Origin of the sequence: Komagataeibacter europaeus (assembly GCF_002173515.1) — a bacterium.
Classification (GTDB): Bacteria; Pseudomonadota; Alphaproteobacteria; order Acetobacterales; family Acetobacteraceae; genus Komagataeibacter; species Komagataeibacter europaeus.
This window is the reverse complement of sequence record NZ_CP021467.1, coordinates 1,284,780-1,301,077: the sequence shown is the minus strand read 5'-3', so window position 1 is coordinate 1,301,077 and position 16,298 is coordinate 1,284,780. Positions and strand designations below refer to the sequence as shown.

Genomic DNA, 16,298 nt, shown 5'->3' with positions numbered 1-16,298 from the left:
GATTGGGCTCCATCCTTCCCTTGCCCGCATCCCGTGTCAGGGGCGCGTCATGATCCGTCGGTCATGCGATAGGGCTGGGAAGCATCAAGGAAGGCTGCGTTGGCGCCCAGTTCATAGGAAATGACCAGCAGATAGGCAATGGCGCGCGTGATCTCGATACGCGACGTGATGTTGGTTTCCGTCGCCTCCAGCCGCCGCAGGCTGCGCGTGGCCCCGCGCGCCACCCGCGCCGTGCGGCCAAAGCGCCCGTACCGGCCACTGAACTGCGACATGCGGCTGAGGAACAGTTCGATGGCGCGGTTGGCGGCAGGCGGCAGCTGCCCGCGTTCCATGACCGTGCGCAGGCGGATGATGTTCAGCCCGATGGTCATGGCCGACAGCGTGCCCTGCAGGTAAGCCTCGATGGTGGGGGTGGGCGTCGGCCCCGCATGGCGGATCAGGCGGGAGAAACGGTCCGTATTGCGCCCGATCCACGACTGCGTGCGCGGCATGGGCTGGGCGGAGGCCAGGTGCCGCAGGTCATGCAGCGTGCGGTTGCGCATGCGCCAGCGTTCTTCATCATTGTCGAACGGCAGCACGGCGCGGAAGATCAGCACCGCGAAGCCGATGCTGCACAGCAATGCAAAGGAGGCGTTGAAATACGCGATTTCGTTCAGTCGCGTCTGGTTGCCCGGCCCCACAAGGTTGGGCAGGAACAGGCAGTAGGACGCGGCCGCCCCCGCCGTGGCCGGGTTGCGCGCGGCAAGCCCGCCCGCGATCATGGGCAGGGCGAGGACGGCGGCCAGCATTTCGAATTCCGCAGGCCGCGGCAGGAACAGAAGCACGAGGAAGCCCGAGACAAACACCGCCCAGCACGCCCCGCGCAGGAAGTTCATGGTGCCCACCACCGGGTTTTCACGCGTGGCGAACAGCCCGCACGTCACCGCGACCATGGTGATGAAGCCGATGCCGTTGGCCCATGCCGTCACTTCCCATATCAGGGCGGACGCGCCGATGGCCACGGCGGCGCGGATGCCGTTATAGGCCGCTTCCTTGAAATCGCGGTGCGCCTCGATGCGGAAATGGAAGTGGTCGCCACGGATTTCGTGCTGGCTGGCGTCGAATTCCGCAATGGCCTGTTCCAGTTCCCCCAGCAGTTCATCCAGCGCGTTATGCAGGATACGGCAGTTCAGCAGGTCGTCCACCTCAAGCGTTTCCGTCGTGGGGGCCATGCTGATTTCATGGGTCAGCGCGTCGATGATGCGCTGGCGGCACACGCCACGCAGGTCCTGCAGGTCCTGCTGGATGTGCGGGATCTCGGCGTCGTTTTCCAGCCGCGCGGGCACGCCCAGCAGGAAGGTGCGTGTCAGCAGCGATGTTTCGGTAAACTGTTCGTTCGTGGTGCCCAGCGCCTTGATGCGCGCCATCATGCCCAGCCCGCGGGACAGCAGGACGGACACGGCGGCAAGGGCCGCGCGCGCATGGTCGCCTTCATGCCCGTGGGGGCCCATCTCGACTTCACTGAACTCGATCTGGTCGTTGATGCTCAGGATCGTGCCGAACAGCGCGCGTGAGCGGATGAAGGCCGCTTCGTCCCCCGCCAGCAGGTTGGCCACCGCATCGGTCGAGCTGCCCAGCGCCATCTGGATCTTCTGGCGCATGTTGCGCCGCGCGCTTGATGCGAGGTTGTGCGCGAACAGCACCGCCACCAGCGTCTCGCACGTGATGCCCAGTACGATATAGGACGTGCGCGACATGGTGATCATGAAGATGTTGTCGGGGTCGCGCGTCGCGGCCAGCGCGATGATGGCGCAGGTATAGCCCGACAGCACCAGCGCATAGGACCGGAAGTTGCGCACCAGCGTCGCGCACATGCAGCACAGCCCGATCCATATGCTGATGGCGGGGAAGAACAGCCACGGCGCCTGCGGAAACGAACAGACCAGGATGACGGCGCTGATCGCCCCGATGGCCGTGCCCACCAGTCGCCACCGGGCTTTCGACAGGCTTTCCCCGCGTGATCCCTGGGCCACGATCCACACCGTCATGGCGGCCCATGGCGGGTCGTCCAGTTCCATCCACATGGCGATGGTCAGCGCCATCAGCGCCGCGAACGTGGTGCGCACGGCAAAGGCCAGGGCCTCGGGCGTGGGGGCATACAGCCATTTCAGGCCACTCATCCGTGCATAGCCGGGGGCACGTATGGTGGGAAAATGCTTTCCGTTGAAAAGACGGGTAACAAAAGAGGGCAGAAGATTCAGGTCTGCAGGCACGATATGCGGCTTCCGGCGACATGGGGCGCCTTATCCATAACGCATCTTGGCATGGCGTAACGGTGTCGCGAGTGCATATCTGGCATCGGCTTTCCTCGTGGCGGGGATTGCTGCGGGTTTCGTGGCGGGTCAGGGGGCTACGGGCGCACGCAGGCTGGCCGCCAGCTTCAGGTCCGCGACAAAACGGTCATATTCGCGCGCGCGCGCCGCGTCATCGGGCACGCGCAGCAGGAAGGAGGGATGCACCGTCACCACCCCGGTCGCGCCATCTTCAAGCGTGATCGCGCGTGATCGTTCACGCCCGATCGTGACATGGCGGCCCAGCAGGGCGGATGCCGCCGTGGCCCCCAGCATGACCAGCACATGTGGGCGGATGATCCGCCGTTCCGCCGCAAGCCAGGGGGCGCAGTTGGCAATTTCCTCCGGCCCGGCCTTTTCATGGATGCGGCGCGTGCCACGGGGGCGGAACTTGAAGTGCTTGACGGTATTGGTCACATACGTGTCGTCACGTTCGATTCCCGCTTCCAGCAGGGCGCGGTCGAACAGCTGGCCCGCCGGGCCGACAAAGGGGCGGCCGGCACGGTCCTCCTTGTCCCCCGGCTGTTCACCGACAAACATCATGCGCGCGTCGCTTCGGCCCTCGCCAAACACGGTCTGGGTGGCGTGGCGGGCCATGGGGCAGATGCGGCAGGTCCGCGCCGCCAGCGCCACGGCGGGCAGGGCGGTGATGCGGGGAATGTCCAGGTCGGTCACCAGCGGCATGGCGGGCGGCGGCAGGCTGCCAAAGGCAATGGGCGCGGGGGCGGCGTCATCCTGCCCGTACAGCAGTTTTTCGCCCGTCCATTCCATCCGTCGCCCCGGCAGCGCCAGCCGCCATGGCGCAAGCGACAGCTGGAAGGTCATGAACCGCGCATTGCTTTCGGGCGCATAGGTCGTGGCCGCCATGGTGGCGTGCCATGCCTCCTGCCCGTCGCCGTGCTGCATGAGGGTGAACAGGTCGTGGCGCAGGTGCGCGGTTTCCGCGCGCACGGTGTCCGCCGCGTCCTCGATCCGCGCAAGGTCCGGCGGCGGCATCGCGGTCCCGGTCGCGTGCGCGTAGATCAGGTGGTAGGCGAGGGTGAAGCGGTCAGGCAGCATGGACTGTAGCACGTCCGCCGCCATCTGCATGGTTTCACGCGGGATGCGGAAGGGCGGGGCGGCCTGCGCGGGGGCGGGGGTGTCCGGCGTGCCGGATGGCGCGACATGCCACGCAATGTCCCCCGGCGGGACATGCTGGCCCACCAGGGCGCGCGTCGCGCTGCGCCAGCGGGCAAAGTCGACCGGGTGGTCAAGGGTTACGGTGGTCTGGGGGATGGTCTGGGACATGGGGCGGCTTTCCGGTCATGGCGGCGCGATGGTCGCGCACCGTGTCAGGCAAGGCCCATTGCCCGCGCGCTGCGCCACATCATGTAGAACGCCACAATGAAAATAAGGTAGGCAAAGATCCGGCGCAGCCGTTGCGGGTGCTGGCCCAGATGCCGCGCCAGCGTGCTGCCGCCCGCGCTGCCCGCAATGCCCCCCGCGACCAGGATGCCCACCATGGGCAGGTCCACCATGCCCGCCGCCGCGTAGCTGACCGATGTTGTCAGCCCGAATGCGCAGACTGCCACCAGCGATGTCGCAATGGCGTTGAGCATGGGCATGCCGGTCGCCGCCAGCAGGGCCGGCACGATCAGGAACCCCCCGCCAATGCCAAAGAACCCGGAACAGAACCCCGTCAGGACCCCGTACGCCACGATGGGCAGCGGGGCCGTGCGCATGGTGGCAGGCCGCGCCCGTGCCGCGGGCTGGTGGCACCCGCGCGCCATCAGTGCGCCAACCGCGACCATGACAAGGGCGAACAGGAACAACAGGTGCTGCCCGTTGATGATCTTGCCGCACGCCGCCCCCGCCAGCGCGCCGGATATGCCGGCGCTGGCGAACAGCGCGGCGCATTTCCACACGACATTGCCCGCCCGCGCATGGCTGGCCAGGCTGCACAGCGCATTGATGGTCACGGCCAGCGCGCTGGTGCCGATGGCCCGGTGCGGGTCGGTAACGCCCACCACATAAAGCAGCAGCGGCACCGCAAGGATCGATCCCCCGCCACCGACCAGCCCCAGCGTGAAGCCGATGACCCCGCCGCTGCACAGCCCCAGCAGGGTCTGCAGCCCGTCAGCCATGACAGCGCGGGCCGGGCCGGGTGGCCATGGATGCGTATGCGGCGCGGTCGGTCATGTAGGCTCCCGTAAAGAGGGGTGCATAAATGGTTTATCTGTTTAATATATTATGTATGTATTTTATCAAGTCCTATCCTGTGTTCCACCGGGCGGGATTATGGTACGTAGCGGGTTTGCCTAACTGGTCGAGGGGATCCGTGACATGAGCAATCTGCCCAGAACACGAGAAATTGCAGAAAACCTTGTACAGCGCCTGCGTCTGCTGGCGCAGCCGCAGCGGCTGATGGTGCTGGCCTGCCTGCTGGAAGGCGAAAAGAGCGTGGGCCAGATCGAAGCTGAAACCGGTATCGGTCAGCCCACGTTAAGTCAGCAGCTGGCGGAACTCCGGCGGGCGGAAATCGTTATAACACGCAAGGAGGCCCGACAGGTCATTTACAGCATTAAGGATAATATGGAGGAAACGCGCATCCGCCTGATCTGCGCAGCCTGCGACCCGGCATTCGATATGGAGAAGTTGAGCGGCGTATTGCGCAGGAAAAACCCGCCCGCGCAGATGGCGCATGACGGCACCGCAGCCTGTTTCGCCCGTATCCACGTGGATGCATGAAAAATATTGATACAACATGAAATGAATTTCTACAAAACGGGTGTTCATATTATGGGCGCATTATTTAGGACGGGGCATTCTATATAATATAAACGAAACATTCCGCTTGATAATACGCAGCATGGGCAAGGCAGAAGTATTGTATTTATTGATGGGGCAGTATATGTCCCTGAAATGAAAGTTCGTGTGGAAATCGCGACGACATGGCTGAATACAGAGGCACGGAATATATTATGTCTGATACAGAGCAGGATTTTTCATGTCTGGAACTGACGACACAGATCGTGTCGGCGCATGTTTCAAACAATAGTGTCGCGGCCGATGTGCTTCCCGACCTGATACGTAATGTCTATCAGGCGCTGTCCGCGGCCGGACGTCCGGTAAACGAACCTGAAAAGCCACAGCCCGCCGTGCCGATCAAGCGATCGGTCTTTCCGGATTACATCGTCTGCCTGGAAGACGGCAAGAAACTCAAGATGCTCAAGCGCCACCTGCACAGCGCCTATGGCATGACGCCGGAACAGTACCGCGAACGCTGGGGCCTGCCGGCCGAATACCCCATGGTCGCCCCCAATTATGCCGAACGCCGGTCCAGCCTTGCGCGTGAAATCGGTCTTGGCCGCAAGATTACCGCAGCCTCCGCCGCTGCTGCCGCGGCTTCCGCCGACCATGATGAACCGGCCCGGCCCACCCGCCGCCGGCGCAAGGCATGATGGTGACCCGGCTTTCATAGTCCTGCCTTCGGTATGGGGGGTATCCATGATATGGCTCCGTCATGGATACTGACCCCGATATGCTGTTGCATGCCACATCCCTTCGTCGCCGGCTTCTGGTCTGGCGGGGCGGGGCTGTGGCTTTTTTTGTCCTTGCCTGCATCGTGGCCGCATTGCGCGCCGGCGGCGGCGGGCTGACGGGCCACGCGCCACACCTGGTCCATCTGAAGCTGGAGGGGATCATCCCCGCCGACGAACATGAAAATGTCGAAGCCCTGCAGAAAGCTGCCGATGACGCCTCGGTCCGTGGCCTGGTGCTGGAGGTCAACAGCCCCGGCGGCGCGGTAACGGGGGGCGAGGTGCTGCATGACGCCGTGGCCGCCTTTGCCCGGCGCAAGCCGGTGGTGGTGTCCATGGGCGGGGTTGCGGCATCGGCCGGGTATATGGTGTCGGTGCCCGCTTCGCGCATTTTCGCCAACCGGTCCACCCTGACCGGATCGATCGGGGTCATTCTGGAATCGCCCGATGTATCGGGCCTGCTGGGCCGGGTGGGCGTGCATGTGGACCAGCTTGTGTCCGGCCCGATGAAGGGGCAGCCGTCCATGGTGCAGCCGCTTTCGCCCGAAGGCCGCGAGATGCTGCAGGGCGTGATTGCCGACCTGTACGGTTTTTTCGTCAATGTCGTGGCGCAGGACCGGCATATGCCGGTCGAGCGTGTAAGGGAACTGGCCGATGGCCGCCCCTATACCGGGCAGCAGGCGGTCCCGCTGGGGCTGGTGGATCAGGTCGGGTCCATGGCGGATGCGCGTAAATGGTTGATCGGCAACACACATCTGCCCGATGATGTGCAGGTGACCGATATTGGCCCCGCCGCCACGCGGGTCAACTGGCGTCGGTGGTTTTCGGGTATCCTGTCGGGGGTGCCGGGTGCAGAATTTCTGTTGAAGGAAAGTACCGCGCTTGACGGGGCCGTTGCGATCTGGAAACTTTAATCTGTTGTTTAAATTAGGGGAACAGGATGACCAGATCGGAATTGATTGCCGAACTTGCTGCTGCGCGTCCACATCTGCCCATACGGGAGGTGGAACGTATTGTTCAGGTCATCTTTACGGAAGTCAGTAACGCACTGATGCGGGGGGACAGGGTGGAACTGCGCGGTTTCGGGGCGTTTACGGTCAAGAAACGCGACGCCCGCACCGGCCGCAACCCCCGCACGGGGGAAACCGTGTCGGTGGAGGAAAAGGTGGTGCCGTTTTTCAAGGCGGGCAAGGAACTGCGCGAACGCGTCAACCAGTCGCATCAGGCAACCGACTGATCATCCGTCCGTTTCCAGGCCGCCTCTGACAAAAACACCGCGCCGGGTCGGACCCGGCGCGGTGTTTCTTTATCCTGGGGCGGGTATTTGCCGTGATCAGTGGCGGGCGTTGATTTCCGCCAGCAGGAAGTCACGGAACACCGCCACGCGCTTGGACGTGCGCAGTTCCTCGGGGTACACGAAATAGGCATCGACCGTGGGCAGCGGCACTTCGGGCAGGATCTTGACCAGGTTGGGATACTGCGACGCCGCGTAAAGCGGGATCGACCCGATTCCGATACCGGCCGCGATCGCGCCCGCCATGGCGGCCAGGCTGTTGACCTCCAGCCGCGCCTGACGGCGTTCATCCGACGGGACGCCGGTTTCAGCCAGCCAGTTGATGTGCGGCACGGGCGGGTGGTAGCCGCCGAACAGCACCAGCTTGTGGGCGTTCAGTTCCTCCAGCGTGCGGGGCGTGCCGTAATCATTCAGGTATGACTGCGAGGCATAGATCGGCAGCGGAAAATCCGCCAGGTGCCGCTGGATCAGGTCCGGCTGGCGGGGCGGGTGCATGCGCACCGCGACATCCGCTTCGCGCATGCCCAGATCCAGGTCGTTATCTTCCAGGATCAGGGTGATCGAAATGTCAGGATTGGTTTCCATGAACCGGTGCAGCCGTGGCGTAAGCCAGCAGGTGCCAAAGCCGGTTGTCGTGGTGACCCGTAGCCGTCCCGCCGCCTTTTCCTTGCTTTCCGTCAGCAGGGACTGCGTCATGGCCAGCTTGGAGAAGACTTCCCGGACCGTCTGGTTCAGTGTCTCACCCTGTTCGGTCAGGATCAGCCCCCGGGCATGCCGGTGGAAAAGAGGGACCTGCAGCGCCTCTTCCAGGGCTGAAATCTGCCGCGATACCGCAGACTGGCTCAGGTTAAGCACGTCGCCGGCATGGGTGAACGACCCTGCTTCGGCTACAGCATGAAATATCCGGAGTTTATCCCAGTCCACGCGTTGACTCCGCTTTGCTATCTAATAAAGGGCGCGCCAAGTGTTATGACACTAAACGTTGTGGTGAAGGAAATACGGAGGCAGGTCAAGGACTCTTCATGTTTCATTACTGCGCTGCCGCAAGAAAGCGCTCGGCTTCCAGTGCCGCCATGCACCCGGTGCCAGCCGCTGTCACCGCCTGGCGAAATATCTTGTCCTGCACGTCACCCGCGGCGAAAACGCCGGGAACGGAGGTGCGGGTACTGCCCGGCGTGGTGATGATGTAACCGTCTGTATCGATCGCCACCACATCACGGAAAATTGTGGTATTGGGCGCATGGCCGATGGCAACGAACACCCCGTCAACATCAATATGCTGCATCGCGCCGGTCACGGTGTTGCGCAGGTCCGCCCCCGTGACCACGGGGGGCGTGCCGCTGCCGGTAATGCGTTCGACCGCACTGTTCCATATGACTGAAATCTTCGGGTTGGCGTGCAGCCGGTCCTGCAGGATCTTTTCCGCGCGCAGGCTGTCGCGGCGGTGGATCAGGGTCACGTGGCTGGCGTGGTGGGTCAGGTACAGCGCTTCTTCCACCGCCGTATTGCCGCCGCCCACCACGGCCACCCGCTTGCCGCGATAGAAAAAGCCGTCGCATGTGGCGCAGGCCGAAACGCCGGAACCCTGGAATTCCTTTTCCCCCGGCACGCCCAGCCACTTGGCCTGCGCGCCGGTGGCGATGATCACGCTGCGCGCTTCATACACCGTGCCGGAATCGCCGGTGGCGTAGAACCGGCCGGTGCCGTCCGCGCGGGTGAAATCGCATGAGACGATGATGTCATCCATAAGCCGCGTGCCGACATTGCCGGCCTGTTCGGCCATCTGCATCATCAGGTCCGGTCCCTGCACGCCCTTGGCGAAGCCGGGATAATTTTCCACATCCGTGGTGATCATCAGCTGCCCGCCGGGCTGCAGCCCGGCGACCAGGACGGGGGAAAGATTCGCGCGCGCGGCATAGATGGCGGCAGTGTAACCGGCGGGACCCGCACCAATGACAAGCAGGTCGGTAGAACACGTCTGGGGCATGAGATCAGAAAAACCCTATCGTCACAATTTCCTTTGGTATGGTCGTCCACTGGCGTCCGTGCAAGGGTTGGAGTAGGAAGGGCATCATTATTACGGCATATGGGCGCGACAGCCGCCCCCTTTGCGAAAGATGGAACAGGCATGGCGGAACGGATGGCTGATCTGGATGCGATTGACCGTCGGATTGTGGCCGAGCTTCAGCTGGACGGACGCATGACGAACGTGGAACTTGCGCGGCGCGTGGGCATTTCCGCGCCGCCCTGCCTGCGCCGCATGCGCCGGCTGGAGGAAGACCACGTGATCCGTGGCTACCATGCCGATACGGATGGCGCGCGGCTGGGGTGGTCGATCACGCTGTTCGCGCTGATCGGGCTGGACAGCCAGAAGGAAGCGGTCCTGTCCGCTTTTGAAAACCAGGTATCGGGCTGGCCGGAAGTGCGCGAATGCCACATGATCCGGGGCGGGGGGGATTTCCTGGTCCGGCTGGTGGCGCGCGACGCGACCCATGAAAACCTGCTGACCCGCCAGTTGACCGAAGCCCCGCATGTGGTGCGCGTGCAGACGCTGCAGACCATCCGCACCAGCCTGAACCGTCCCGGCGTGCCTGTGTGAGGGTGCGGTACAGCCCGCGCTGGTGGCTGTACCTGCTTGTGCTGCTGGCCGGCCTGCGGCTGGTCGTGGCGGGTATCCTGCCACTTTCCCCTGATGAAGCGTATTACCGGCTGTGGGCCTTCGCCCCCGCCGCAGGCTACCTTGACCATCCGCCCATGGTGGCGGTGTGGATACGGCTGGGCATGCTGCTGGGCGGCGACAATGCGTTTGGCGTCCGGCTGGTGGGGGTGCTGGCGGGGGCGGGGCTGTCCTTTTTCGTGTTCCGCGCCGTGCGTGACCTGCTGCCCGATGCGGGGCGGGCAGGGGGCATGCGGGCCTGCGTCATGTTGCAGGCGACTCTGGCGCTGGCAATTCAGTCGGTTGTCATAACACCGGACATGCCGGTGATGTTTTTCATATCCATGCTGCTATGGGCCATGGGCCGCGTCACGGTTGGGGCGGGGACGGGCTGGTGGCTGGTGGCGGGTCTGGCCGCGGGCCTTGCGTGCGACAGTAAATATACCGCCATCCTGCCGGTTGGCGGCATCGGGCTGTGGCTGGTGGTCCGGGGGCTGCGTCACCGCGCATGGGGGTTGCGGCAGGTGCCGGGCGTTGTGGGCGGCGTGGTGGTGGCGGCCGCGTGCGTTACACCGGTGGTGTGGTGGAATGCGCGGCATGACTGGGCCAGTTTTGTCCGGCAGGGCGGGCGGACAGCAGACTGGCATCCGGGCCGGGCCGTGCAGTTCCTGACCGAACTGGCGGCGGGGCAACTGGGGTTGATGACGCCCGGCATCGCGGCCTTTTTCATATGGGGGCAGGTGGTCGCGCTGCGCCATGCGCGGCGGGGGGGCGGTTGCGCGTTACTGTCGTGCATGACGCTGCTGCCGGCCTGCGTATTCATGCAGCATGCCTTGGGCGACCGGGTGCAGGCGAACTGGCCGATGGTGATCTATCCCATGCTGGCGGCAGGTACTGCCACGGTGGCATGGCGGTGGGGCCGCTGGGCGGTCGGGGGCGGCGTGCTGGTTGGCGCGCTGGTTTACATGCAGGCGCTGTTCGCCCCGCTGCCGCTATCAGCCCATACGGACGTGGCGTTGCGGCAGATGGCGGGATGGCGTGATCTGGCCACCGGGATTGCGGACCAGGCACGACCGGGTGATTTCATTGCCGCGTGTGACTACGGCACGGCGGCGGAACTGGCCACCGTCATGCCCGGCCGGGTCGTGGTGGGGATGGAGCCGCGCTGGGCGCTGTTCAACCTGCCGCATGATGTTTCGGGCGACGGGATCATGGTCTGTAATCCCCGCCGTGATTTTGACCGCGATGTATTCGTGTCGGTCCGGCAGGTCGATACACTTGTGCGTGGGCGGCAGGGACGTGTGGCGGAACGGGTTGCCCTGTACCGCGTCAGCCTGCGCACGGACCTGTCACCCGCACAGCGCAGCGCCATCGTAAGGCTGCCCACGCCGTAACAGGGACAGTATCAAAAGTTTTGGGTGAAGCTTTTTTCAAAAAGCTTCAGGGAATACCGCCTTTTGAAAAAACGGCGGCACAAAAAACGTTTGATTCCCAAATGTTAAGGTTCAGGCCGCCGGGGCGACCTGACGGACCTGTTCCAGCAATGCCTTCATGCGGAAGGGTTTTTCCAGCAGCGGCAGCGGCGCGTAACCGGCCAGGCGGTCGGGGTCGCCGCTCATCACGATCACATGGCAGCCCTGGGCCTGCGCCGTGGCGATCAGGGCGTCCGGGTCGCCATCGGGCAGGGTCAGGTCCACCAGCGCCAGCGTATAGCGCGTATCCCCGATCCGCTGCATGGCGTCGGCCACGTCGGGGCTTATGGTGGCGTGAATGCCGTTTGCCTCCAGCATGGTGGCGACCAGTTCCGCTATCGTCGCCTCGTCCTCGACAATCAGGGCAGAAATCTGGGTCATGACGGGATGCTCTCGGTCCGGGGGGAATGGGGGGCGGGGGTGCGCACCTGCGCGGCCACCGGCCATGGGGCGATGCCGCGCGGGGACAGGGCCAGCGTGCCCAGTTCCAGCAGGCCGGGGCTGAAGGCGGCGGGGTCGGCGCGCACCTGCGCCATGTCAAACCACCCCACGTCACACGCATCATCGCCCGCCGTGATATCGGTCCAGCCATTGTCATGGCATTTCACGGCCACGATCAGGTAGTGGAAGCGGATCCGGCCCGTATCGTCACGGTCGATCAGGTCAAAGGCCGTCAGCGTGCCCTCGGCATGGGTGATGAAGCCGGTTTCCTCACGCAGTTCGCGCGCTGCCGCGTCCAGGTAGCTTTCGCCGTATTCGATGCGGCCGCCGGGAAACCCCCACAGCCCCTGATCCGGTGGATTGCGCCTGCAGACCAGCAGCATGCGCCCGTTGCGGACCACAATGGACAGGACGGCCCCGGCTAGTGTCATGTTATCAGCCATATATGAGAATATATCGGATCGTGGCCCCGCATCCATGCCTGTATCGGACCGCTTTGTTCCCGATTGCGTGAACACGGCCCGGCAGGCAGGAAAAAACTAGCGTTTCATCACGATATGCGCCCGGCAGCGCGGGGTGCCGTAGGTGCCGACCATCGCGTTGCCTTCGGGGCGGGCTTCGAACACCATGGGGAAGGCGGCGCCAGATGGCTGCCTGACCACGGTTTCGGTATGGTACAGGTCGGCCTTTTTCTGTGGCACGCCCGTCAGTGCTATGGATCCGTCGGCCGGGGTGAACGTCATGCGTTTCGTGCCGATCTGGAAGGTGGAGGTATTGCCGGTTTCGGTGCTGCAGTTGCCCTGGTCGCGCACCAGTTGCCCCGTCCACAGTCCCACGGGGTCATTTTTGGCGTCGGCGCGCGCGGGGGAAGCGGCAAGGGGAAGGCAGGCGGCGCAGGCGGCCGCCAGCAGGAAAGAACGTGCAGTCATGAAACAACCATATGATCCGGTTTGTCGGAGCCGACAGGAAAGACAGGCCTGCCTGAATGCATATATTGTGCTATCTGCGCGGGAAAGACTATCCCACCCTTGCAATATGTTGCCAGCTCATGCTGGAAGCCTGTTCTATCGATAATGCCGCGACCGAAAGATACATGATGAACGATACCGCGAAGACCGCCGCCCCTGTCGCAGGACTTGATGAATCCCTGCATGAGGATCGTATCCTGATCCTGGATTTCGGCAGCCAGGTCACCCAGCTGATTGCCCGGCGCGTGCGTGAAAGCGGGGTATATTGCGAAATCTGGCCGTATTCCAGCACCGCCGAGCGGATTCGCGCCTTTGCGCCGAAGGGCATCATCCTGTCCGGCAGCCCGGCCAGCGTGCTGGACAAGGACGCGCCGACCATCCCTGAAGTGGTGTTCGCCCTGAACGTGCCGGTGCTGGGCATCTGCTATGGCCAGCAGGCCATGTGCCGCCAGCTGGGTGGCACGGTGGAAACATCCGAACACCGTGAATTCGGCCGCGCACATATCGATATCATCAAGGACTGCGCCCTGTTCCGCGGCACATGGGCACGTGGCGGGCGTGAACAGGTATGGATGAGCCACGGCGACCGCGTGACAAAGCTGCCGCCCGGTTTCCAGGCCGTGGCCGTGAGCGAGGGCGCGCCGTTCGCCATCATCGCCGACGAAGGCCGCCGCCTGTATGGCGTGCAGTTCCACCCCGAAGTGGTGCATACCCCGCATGGCGCGGCGCTGCTGCGCAACTTCACCCATGACGTGGCGGGATGCCGGGGCACGTGGACCATGGCGGGCTTCCGTGAAATGGAAATTGCCCGTATCCGCCAGCAGGTGGGCAAGGGGCGTGTGATCTGTGGCCTGTCGGGGGGGGTTGATTCCTCGGTCGCGGCGGTGCTGATCCATCAGGCCATTGGCGACCAGCTGACCTGTATTTTCGTTGACCCCGGCATCCTGCGCGCGGGTGAGGCGGATGAGGTGATCCGGACCTTCCGGGACCGCTTCAACATCCACCTGATCCACCGCGATGCGTCCGACCTGTTCCTGAACGCGCTGGAAGGGGTGAGCGACCCCGAAATCAAGCGCAAGACCATTGGCCGCCTGTTCATTGAAGTGTTCGAGGAAGAAGCGGCAAAACTGGGTGGCGCCGAATTCCTGGCGCAGGGCACGCTGTATCCCGACGTGATCGAAAGCGTCAGCTTTACCGGCGGCCCGTCCGTGACCATCAAGTCGCACCACAACGTGGGCGGCCTGCCGGAACGGATGAAGATGAAACTGGTCGAGCCGCTGCGCGAACTGTTCAAGGACGAGGTGCGCGAACTGGGCCGGGAGATGGATATCCCCGAAGCGATCGTCGGCCGCCACCCGTTCCCCGGGCCGGGACTGGCCATCCGTATTCCCGGCGCCATCACGCGTGAGAAGCTGGACCTGTTGCGGCGCGTTGATTCGATCTTCCTTGAGGAAATCCGCTCCGCCGGATTGTACGACGCCATCTGGCAGGCCTTTGCCGTGCTGCTGCCGGTCCGCACCGTGGGCGTCATGGGCGACGGGCGTACATATGACTACGCCTGCGCCCTGCGCGCGGTGACCAGCACCGATGGCATGACGGCGGATATCTATCCCTTCGACATGTCCTTCCTCAACCGCGTGGCCGGGCGGATCGTCAATGAAGTGCGCGGCGTGAACCGCGTGACCTATGACATTACGTCCAAGCCGCCGGGAACGATTGAGTGGGAATGAGTAGGTATTATTTCCAGTAAATAACGCGTCTATATTATAAATATTTTCTGTTTTATTATCCTTCAGGATTTGTGCCCGTTTGGGTGTGCGTCCTGAAGGATTTTTTTATGGCCGGGCGCGAACGCCATGCCGGGGCCAATAAAGAGTTCTGATTGTCTATTATGGAAATATATTTTCTATTTTTGTTTTATACTAAATAATGGTTCTGAATATTCGTTTCCAGATCAGCACACAGAACATACCCATATTCCTCCCTAAACCCACAGATTGCTATCTGCATCAATTGAAAGATATGAAACGGGCAGTAAATATCATGTTGTTCAGGGGAAAGGAGCGTGGCCATTCAGCCATCATCGGCAAACAGAAGCCCGTTTGATAAATGGAAGGATGGCATTGATGCTGGCGGGCGTTCCCCAGCCCAGTGGAATGCATGGGACAGCGAAATCCGCCGGACGGTTGATGAATACAACCGGCATTTATCCAATACACCTGGCTATCATCCGCTGGACTGGCGCTGGATCAAGGCGATTATCTGGGTAGAGACGGGCGCACACAGCCCCGCATGGAACCGTCAGCCCATGCAGATTGGTAATCCGGGTGATCCGGGACTGACTTCGCTGCTGTCTGGAAAGGAGGGTGGCGACCGTATTGTGCCACCTGCGTGGAAAGGACGCCTGACAGTTGGCTCTGCCCGGGCCAATCCAGCCGATAACATTCGTGCCGGGGTCGGATATCTGCTTATGAGGATGGCAAACTTCCGGATGGATACCGTTGTCGATCCTAATGCCAGGATCGAGAAAGTTATGGTCACGGCATCGAACAACAATCTGTGGCATATCGCAAGGAATACAGGCACAACAGTAAAAAACCTGCAAAGCCTCAATCCGGGTATTACGCCAGCCCAGCTTAAGCCAGGAATGGAACTGAAATATCAGAAAGCGTCTGAACAGCGGGTTATTTTTGGATGGAAAAATGTTTCTGCAGCCATGATGGCAGATAAATATAATCATGCTAATGTTTATGATTATACAAGGAAACTGAATTATGTATTCCCTCGTGTCGGTCGATAAAAATATTTAATAAATATGAAGATAGTTTCTTTGTTTTGTCTTGTTTGCTGGCTTCCAACGATAGCTATGGCAAAAACTAATTCGATGGTCCCAATAGCAGAGGAAATATATGACGAATGTAGTGAGTTTTCGATGGCAGGGATACATGAATGCCTGCAGAAAAAACGTGATGAAAGTCAAAGAAAATTAGCGCAAGCTGAAGCCTATGTGAATACCATGTTGTCCCGATGGGATGTGGAAGACCAATATATTGCTCAGGCTAAAAGTCATTTCGCCATAGATAAGCAGGAATTTATTAATTATCGTGCGGCGCACTGTCTCTTTATAAAGTCTTTGGGGGCTAGTGGAATTGGTAATGCATTGGAGATCAGGGAATATGCGTGTGTTGCCGCATTGAATTATAGGCGAATTGCGCAATTGCGGGAAGCTGTCTCTCAGTCTCAGCTTAAATAATTCGCTTCTTGGGTAAAAATAAGATCTCCTTTCATGTTTATCTGAACTGCGTCCTGAAGTATTTTTTTATGGCCGGGTGCGAATGCTGTATCGGGGCCAATAAAGTGTCCTGATTGTCTGTCGAAATAACAATACATTCGCTGGAATATTTTCGTAAAGAATTCGAACTGTCTCCATGCTGATCGGGCGTTAATGCCCGGCCCCTGGCGTAAATGCCGTCCGTAGGAACTGAACTTTACAAAAGGTTTCATTTTCCCCGTTCCGATCACATTGCACGGCATGGCTTCGGGCATGACCCCCCCCTGTATCGTCTGGTGTTGTTGAACGGTAATGCCGCAGGACGGTGCCCGACGGGGACCGGTTTCC

General features: G+C 61.8%; 18 protein-coding genes. 9 read left to right on the top strand and 9 right to left on the bottom strand.

The genetic code is table 11. The features are described from left to right. Positions 1 to 47 precede the first annotated feature (47 nt). From S101446_RS05940 to S101446_RS05930, 3 genes are all read right to left on the bottom strand, one after another. Positions 48 to 2,252 (bottom strand): FUSC family protein, encoded by a 2,205-nt coding sequence (locus S101446_RS05940; RefSeq protein WP_010509300.1) that lies wholly within the window; start codon positions 2,250 to 2,252, stop codon positions 48 to 50. A gap of 129 nt (positions 2,253 to 2,381) precedes the next feature. Continuing rightward, the gene (locus tag S101446_RS05935) at positions 2,382 to 3,617 is read right to left on the bottom strand and encodes a UdgX family uracil-DNA binding protein (RefSeq protein ID WP_087607884.1); all 1,236 of its coding nucleotides are present in this window, start codon (positions 3,615 to 3,617) and stop codon (positions 2,382 to 2,384) included. 44 nt (positions 3,618 to 3,661) lie between these two features. After that, the gene (locus S101446_RS05930) at positions 3,662 to 4,453 is read right to left on the bottom strand and encodes a sulfite exporter TauE/SafE family protein (RefSeq protein ID WP_087607883.1); all 792 of its coding nucleotides are present in this window, start codon (positions 4,451 to 4,453) and stop codon (positions 3,662 to 3,664) included. Positions 4,454 to 4,652: 199 nt separating this feature from the next. Between S101446_RS05930 and S101446_RS05925 the strand changes: the two genes are divergently transcribed. The 4 genes from S101446_RS05925 (at position 4,653) to S101446_RS05910 (ending at position 7,085) form a co-directional block, all read left to right on the top strand. After that, positions 4,653 to 5,057 (top strand): ArsR/SmtB family transcription factor, encoded by a 405-nt coding sequence (locus S101446_RS05925; protein WP_019085402.1) that lies wholly within the window; start codon positions 4,653 to 4,655, stop codon positions 5,055 to 5,057. A gap of 233 nt (positions 5,058 to 5,290) precedes the next feature. Continuing rightward, the gene (locus S101446_RS05920; RefSeq protein ID WP_010509308.1) at positions 5,291 to 5,770 is read left to right on the top strand and encodes a MucR family transcriptional regulator; all 480 of its coding nucleotides are present in this window, start codon (positions 5,291 to 5,293) and stop codon (positions 5,768 to 5,770) included. A 62-nt stretch (positions 5,771 to 5,832) separates the two neighbouring features. Then, on the top strand, positions 5,833 to 6,762 hold the full coding sequence (gene sppA, locus S101446_RS05915) for a signal peptide peptidase SppA (RefSeq protein WP_019085400.1): 930 nt from the start codon (positions 5,833 to 5,835) through the stop codon (positions 6,760 to 6,762). A 26-nt stretch (positions 6,763 to 6,788) separates the two neighbouring features. Continuing rightward, positions 6,789 to 7,085: an integration host factor subunit beta gene (locus tag S101446_RS05910; RefSeq protein ID WP_019085399.1), complete on the top strand. Its 297-nt coding sequence runs from the start codon at positions 6,789 to 6,791 to the stop codon at positions 7,083 to 7,085. A 96-nt stretch (positions 7,086 to 7,181) separates the two neighbouring features. Here the strand turns inward: S101446_RS05910 and S101446_RS05905 are convergent, their stop codons facing one another. After that, positions 7,182 to 8,066, bottom strand: a complete 885-nt coding sequence (locus S101446_RS05905; RefSeq protein WP_025438836.1) for a LysR family transcriptional regulator — start codon at positions 8,064 to 8,066, stop codon at positions 7,182 to 7,184. Between the two features lie 106 nt (positions 8,067 to 8,172). Then, entirely contained in the window at positions 8,173 to 9,129 is a 957-nt protein-coding gene (gene trxB / locus S101446_RS05900; protein WP_010509314.1) for a thioredoxin-disulfide reductase, read from the bottom strand. Positions 9,130 to 9,270: 141 nt separating this feature from the next. Between trxB and S101446_RS05895 the strand changes: the two genes are divergently transcribed. Both S101446_RS05895 and S101446_RS05890 read left to right on the top strand, forming a co-directional pair. Continuing rightward, positions 9,271 to 9,741: an Lrp/AsnC family transcriptional regulator gene (locus tag S101446_RS05895; protein ID WP_010509316.1), complete on the top strand. Its 471-nt coding sequence runs from the start codon at positions 9,271 to 9,273 to the stop codon at positions 9,739 to 9,741. Beyond that, on the top strand, positions 9,738 to 11,192 hold the full coding sequence (locus S101446_RS05890) for an ArnT family glycosyltransferase (protein WP_087607882.1): 1,455 nt from the start codon (positions 9,738 to 9,740) through the stop codon (positions 11,190 to 11,192). Before S101446_RS05895 ends, S101446_RS05890 begins: the two co-directional genes overlap by 4 nt. A 111-nt stretch (positions 11,193 to 11,303) precedes the next feature. Here the strand turns inward: S101446_RS05890 and S101446_RS05885 are convergent, their stop codons facing one another. The 3 genes from S101446_RS05885 to S101446_RS05875 form a co-directional block, all read right to left on the bottom strand. Next, positions 11,304 to 11,651, bottom strand: coding sequence for a response regulator (locus tag S101446_RS05885; protein ID WP_010509320.1), 348 nt, complete (start codon positions 11,649 to 11,651; stop codon positions 11,304 to 11,306). Beyond that, positions 11,648 to 12,154, bottom strand: coding sequence for an NUDIX hydrolase (locus tag S101446_RS05880; protein WP_019092254.1), 507 nt, complete (start codon positions 12,152 to 12,154; stop codon positions 11,648 to 11,650). Before S101446_RS05880 ends, S101446_RS05885 begins: the two co-directional genes overlap by 4 nt. A 96-nt stretch (positions 12,155 to 12,250) precedes the next feature. Beyond that, entirely contained in the window at positions 12,251 to 12,640 is a 390-nt protein-coding gene (locus S101446_RS05875) for a hypothetical protein (RefSeq protein WP_087607881.1), read from the bottom strand. A 167-nt stretch (positions 12,641 to 12,807) separates the two neighbouring features. On the opposite strand from S101446_RS05875, the gene guaA reads away from it, so the two are divergent. The 3 genes from guaA to S101446_RS05860 all read left to right on the top strand — a co-directional run bounded on the left by guaA (position 12,808) and on the right by S101446_RS05860 (position 15,932). Then, a complete protein-coding gene (guaA, locus tag S101446_RS05870; RefSeq protein ID WP_182356493.1) occupies positions 12,808 to 14,409 on the top strand; it encodes a glutamine-hydrolyzing GMP synthase in 1,602 nt (533 codons plus the stop codon). A gap of 335 nt (positions 14,410 to 14,744) precedes the next feature. Continuing rightward, positions 14,745 to 15,479, top strand: a complete 735-nt coding sequence (locus S101446_RS05865; RefSeq protein WP_087607880.1) for a LysM peptidoglycan-binding domain-containing protein — start codon at positions 14,745 to 14,747, stop codon at positions 15,477 to 15,479. A 15-nt stretch (positions 15,480 to 15,494) separates the two neighbouring features. Continuing rightward, on the top strand, positions 15,495 to 15,932 hold the full coding sequence (locus S101446_RS05860) for a lysozyme inhibitor LprI family protein (RefSeq protein ID WP_244184546.1): 438 nt from the start codon (positions 15,495 to 15,497) through the stop codon (positions 15,930 to 15,932). On the opposite strand, the gene S101446_RS17665 is transcribed toward S101446_RS05860, so the two are convergent. Continuing rightward, positions 15,920 to 16,225, bottom strand: a complete 306-nt coding sequence (locus tag S101446_RS17665) for a hypothetical protein (RefSeq protein ID WP_157684825.1) — start codon at positions 16,223 to 16,225, stop codon at positions 15,920 to 15,922. The genes S101446_RS05860 and S101446_RS17665 overlap by 13 nt on opposite strands. Positions 16,226 to 16,298 lie beyond the last annotated feature (73 nt).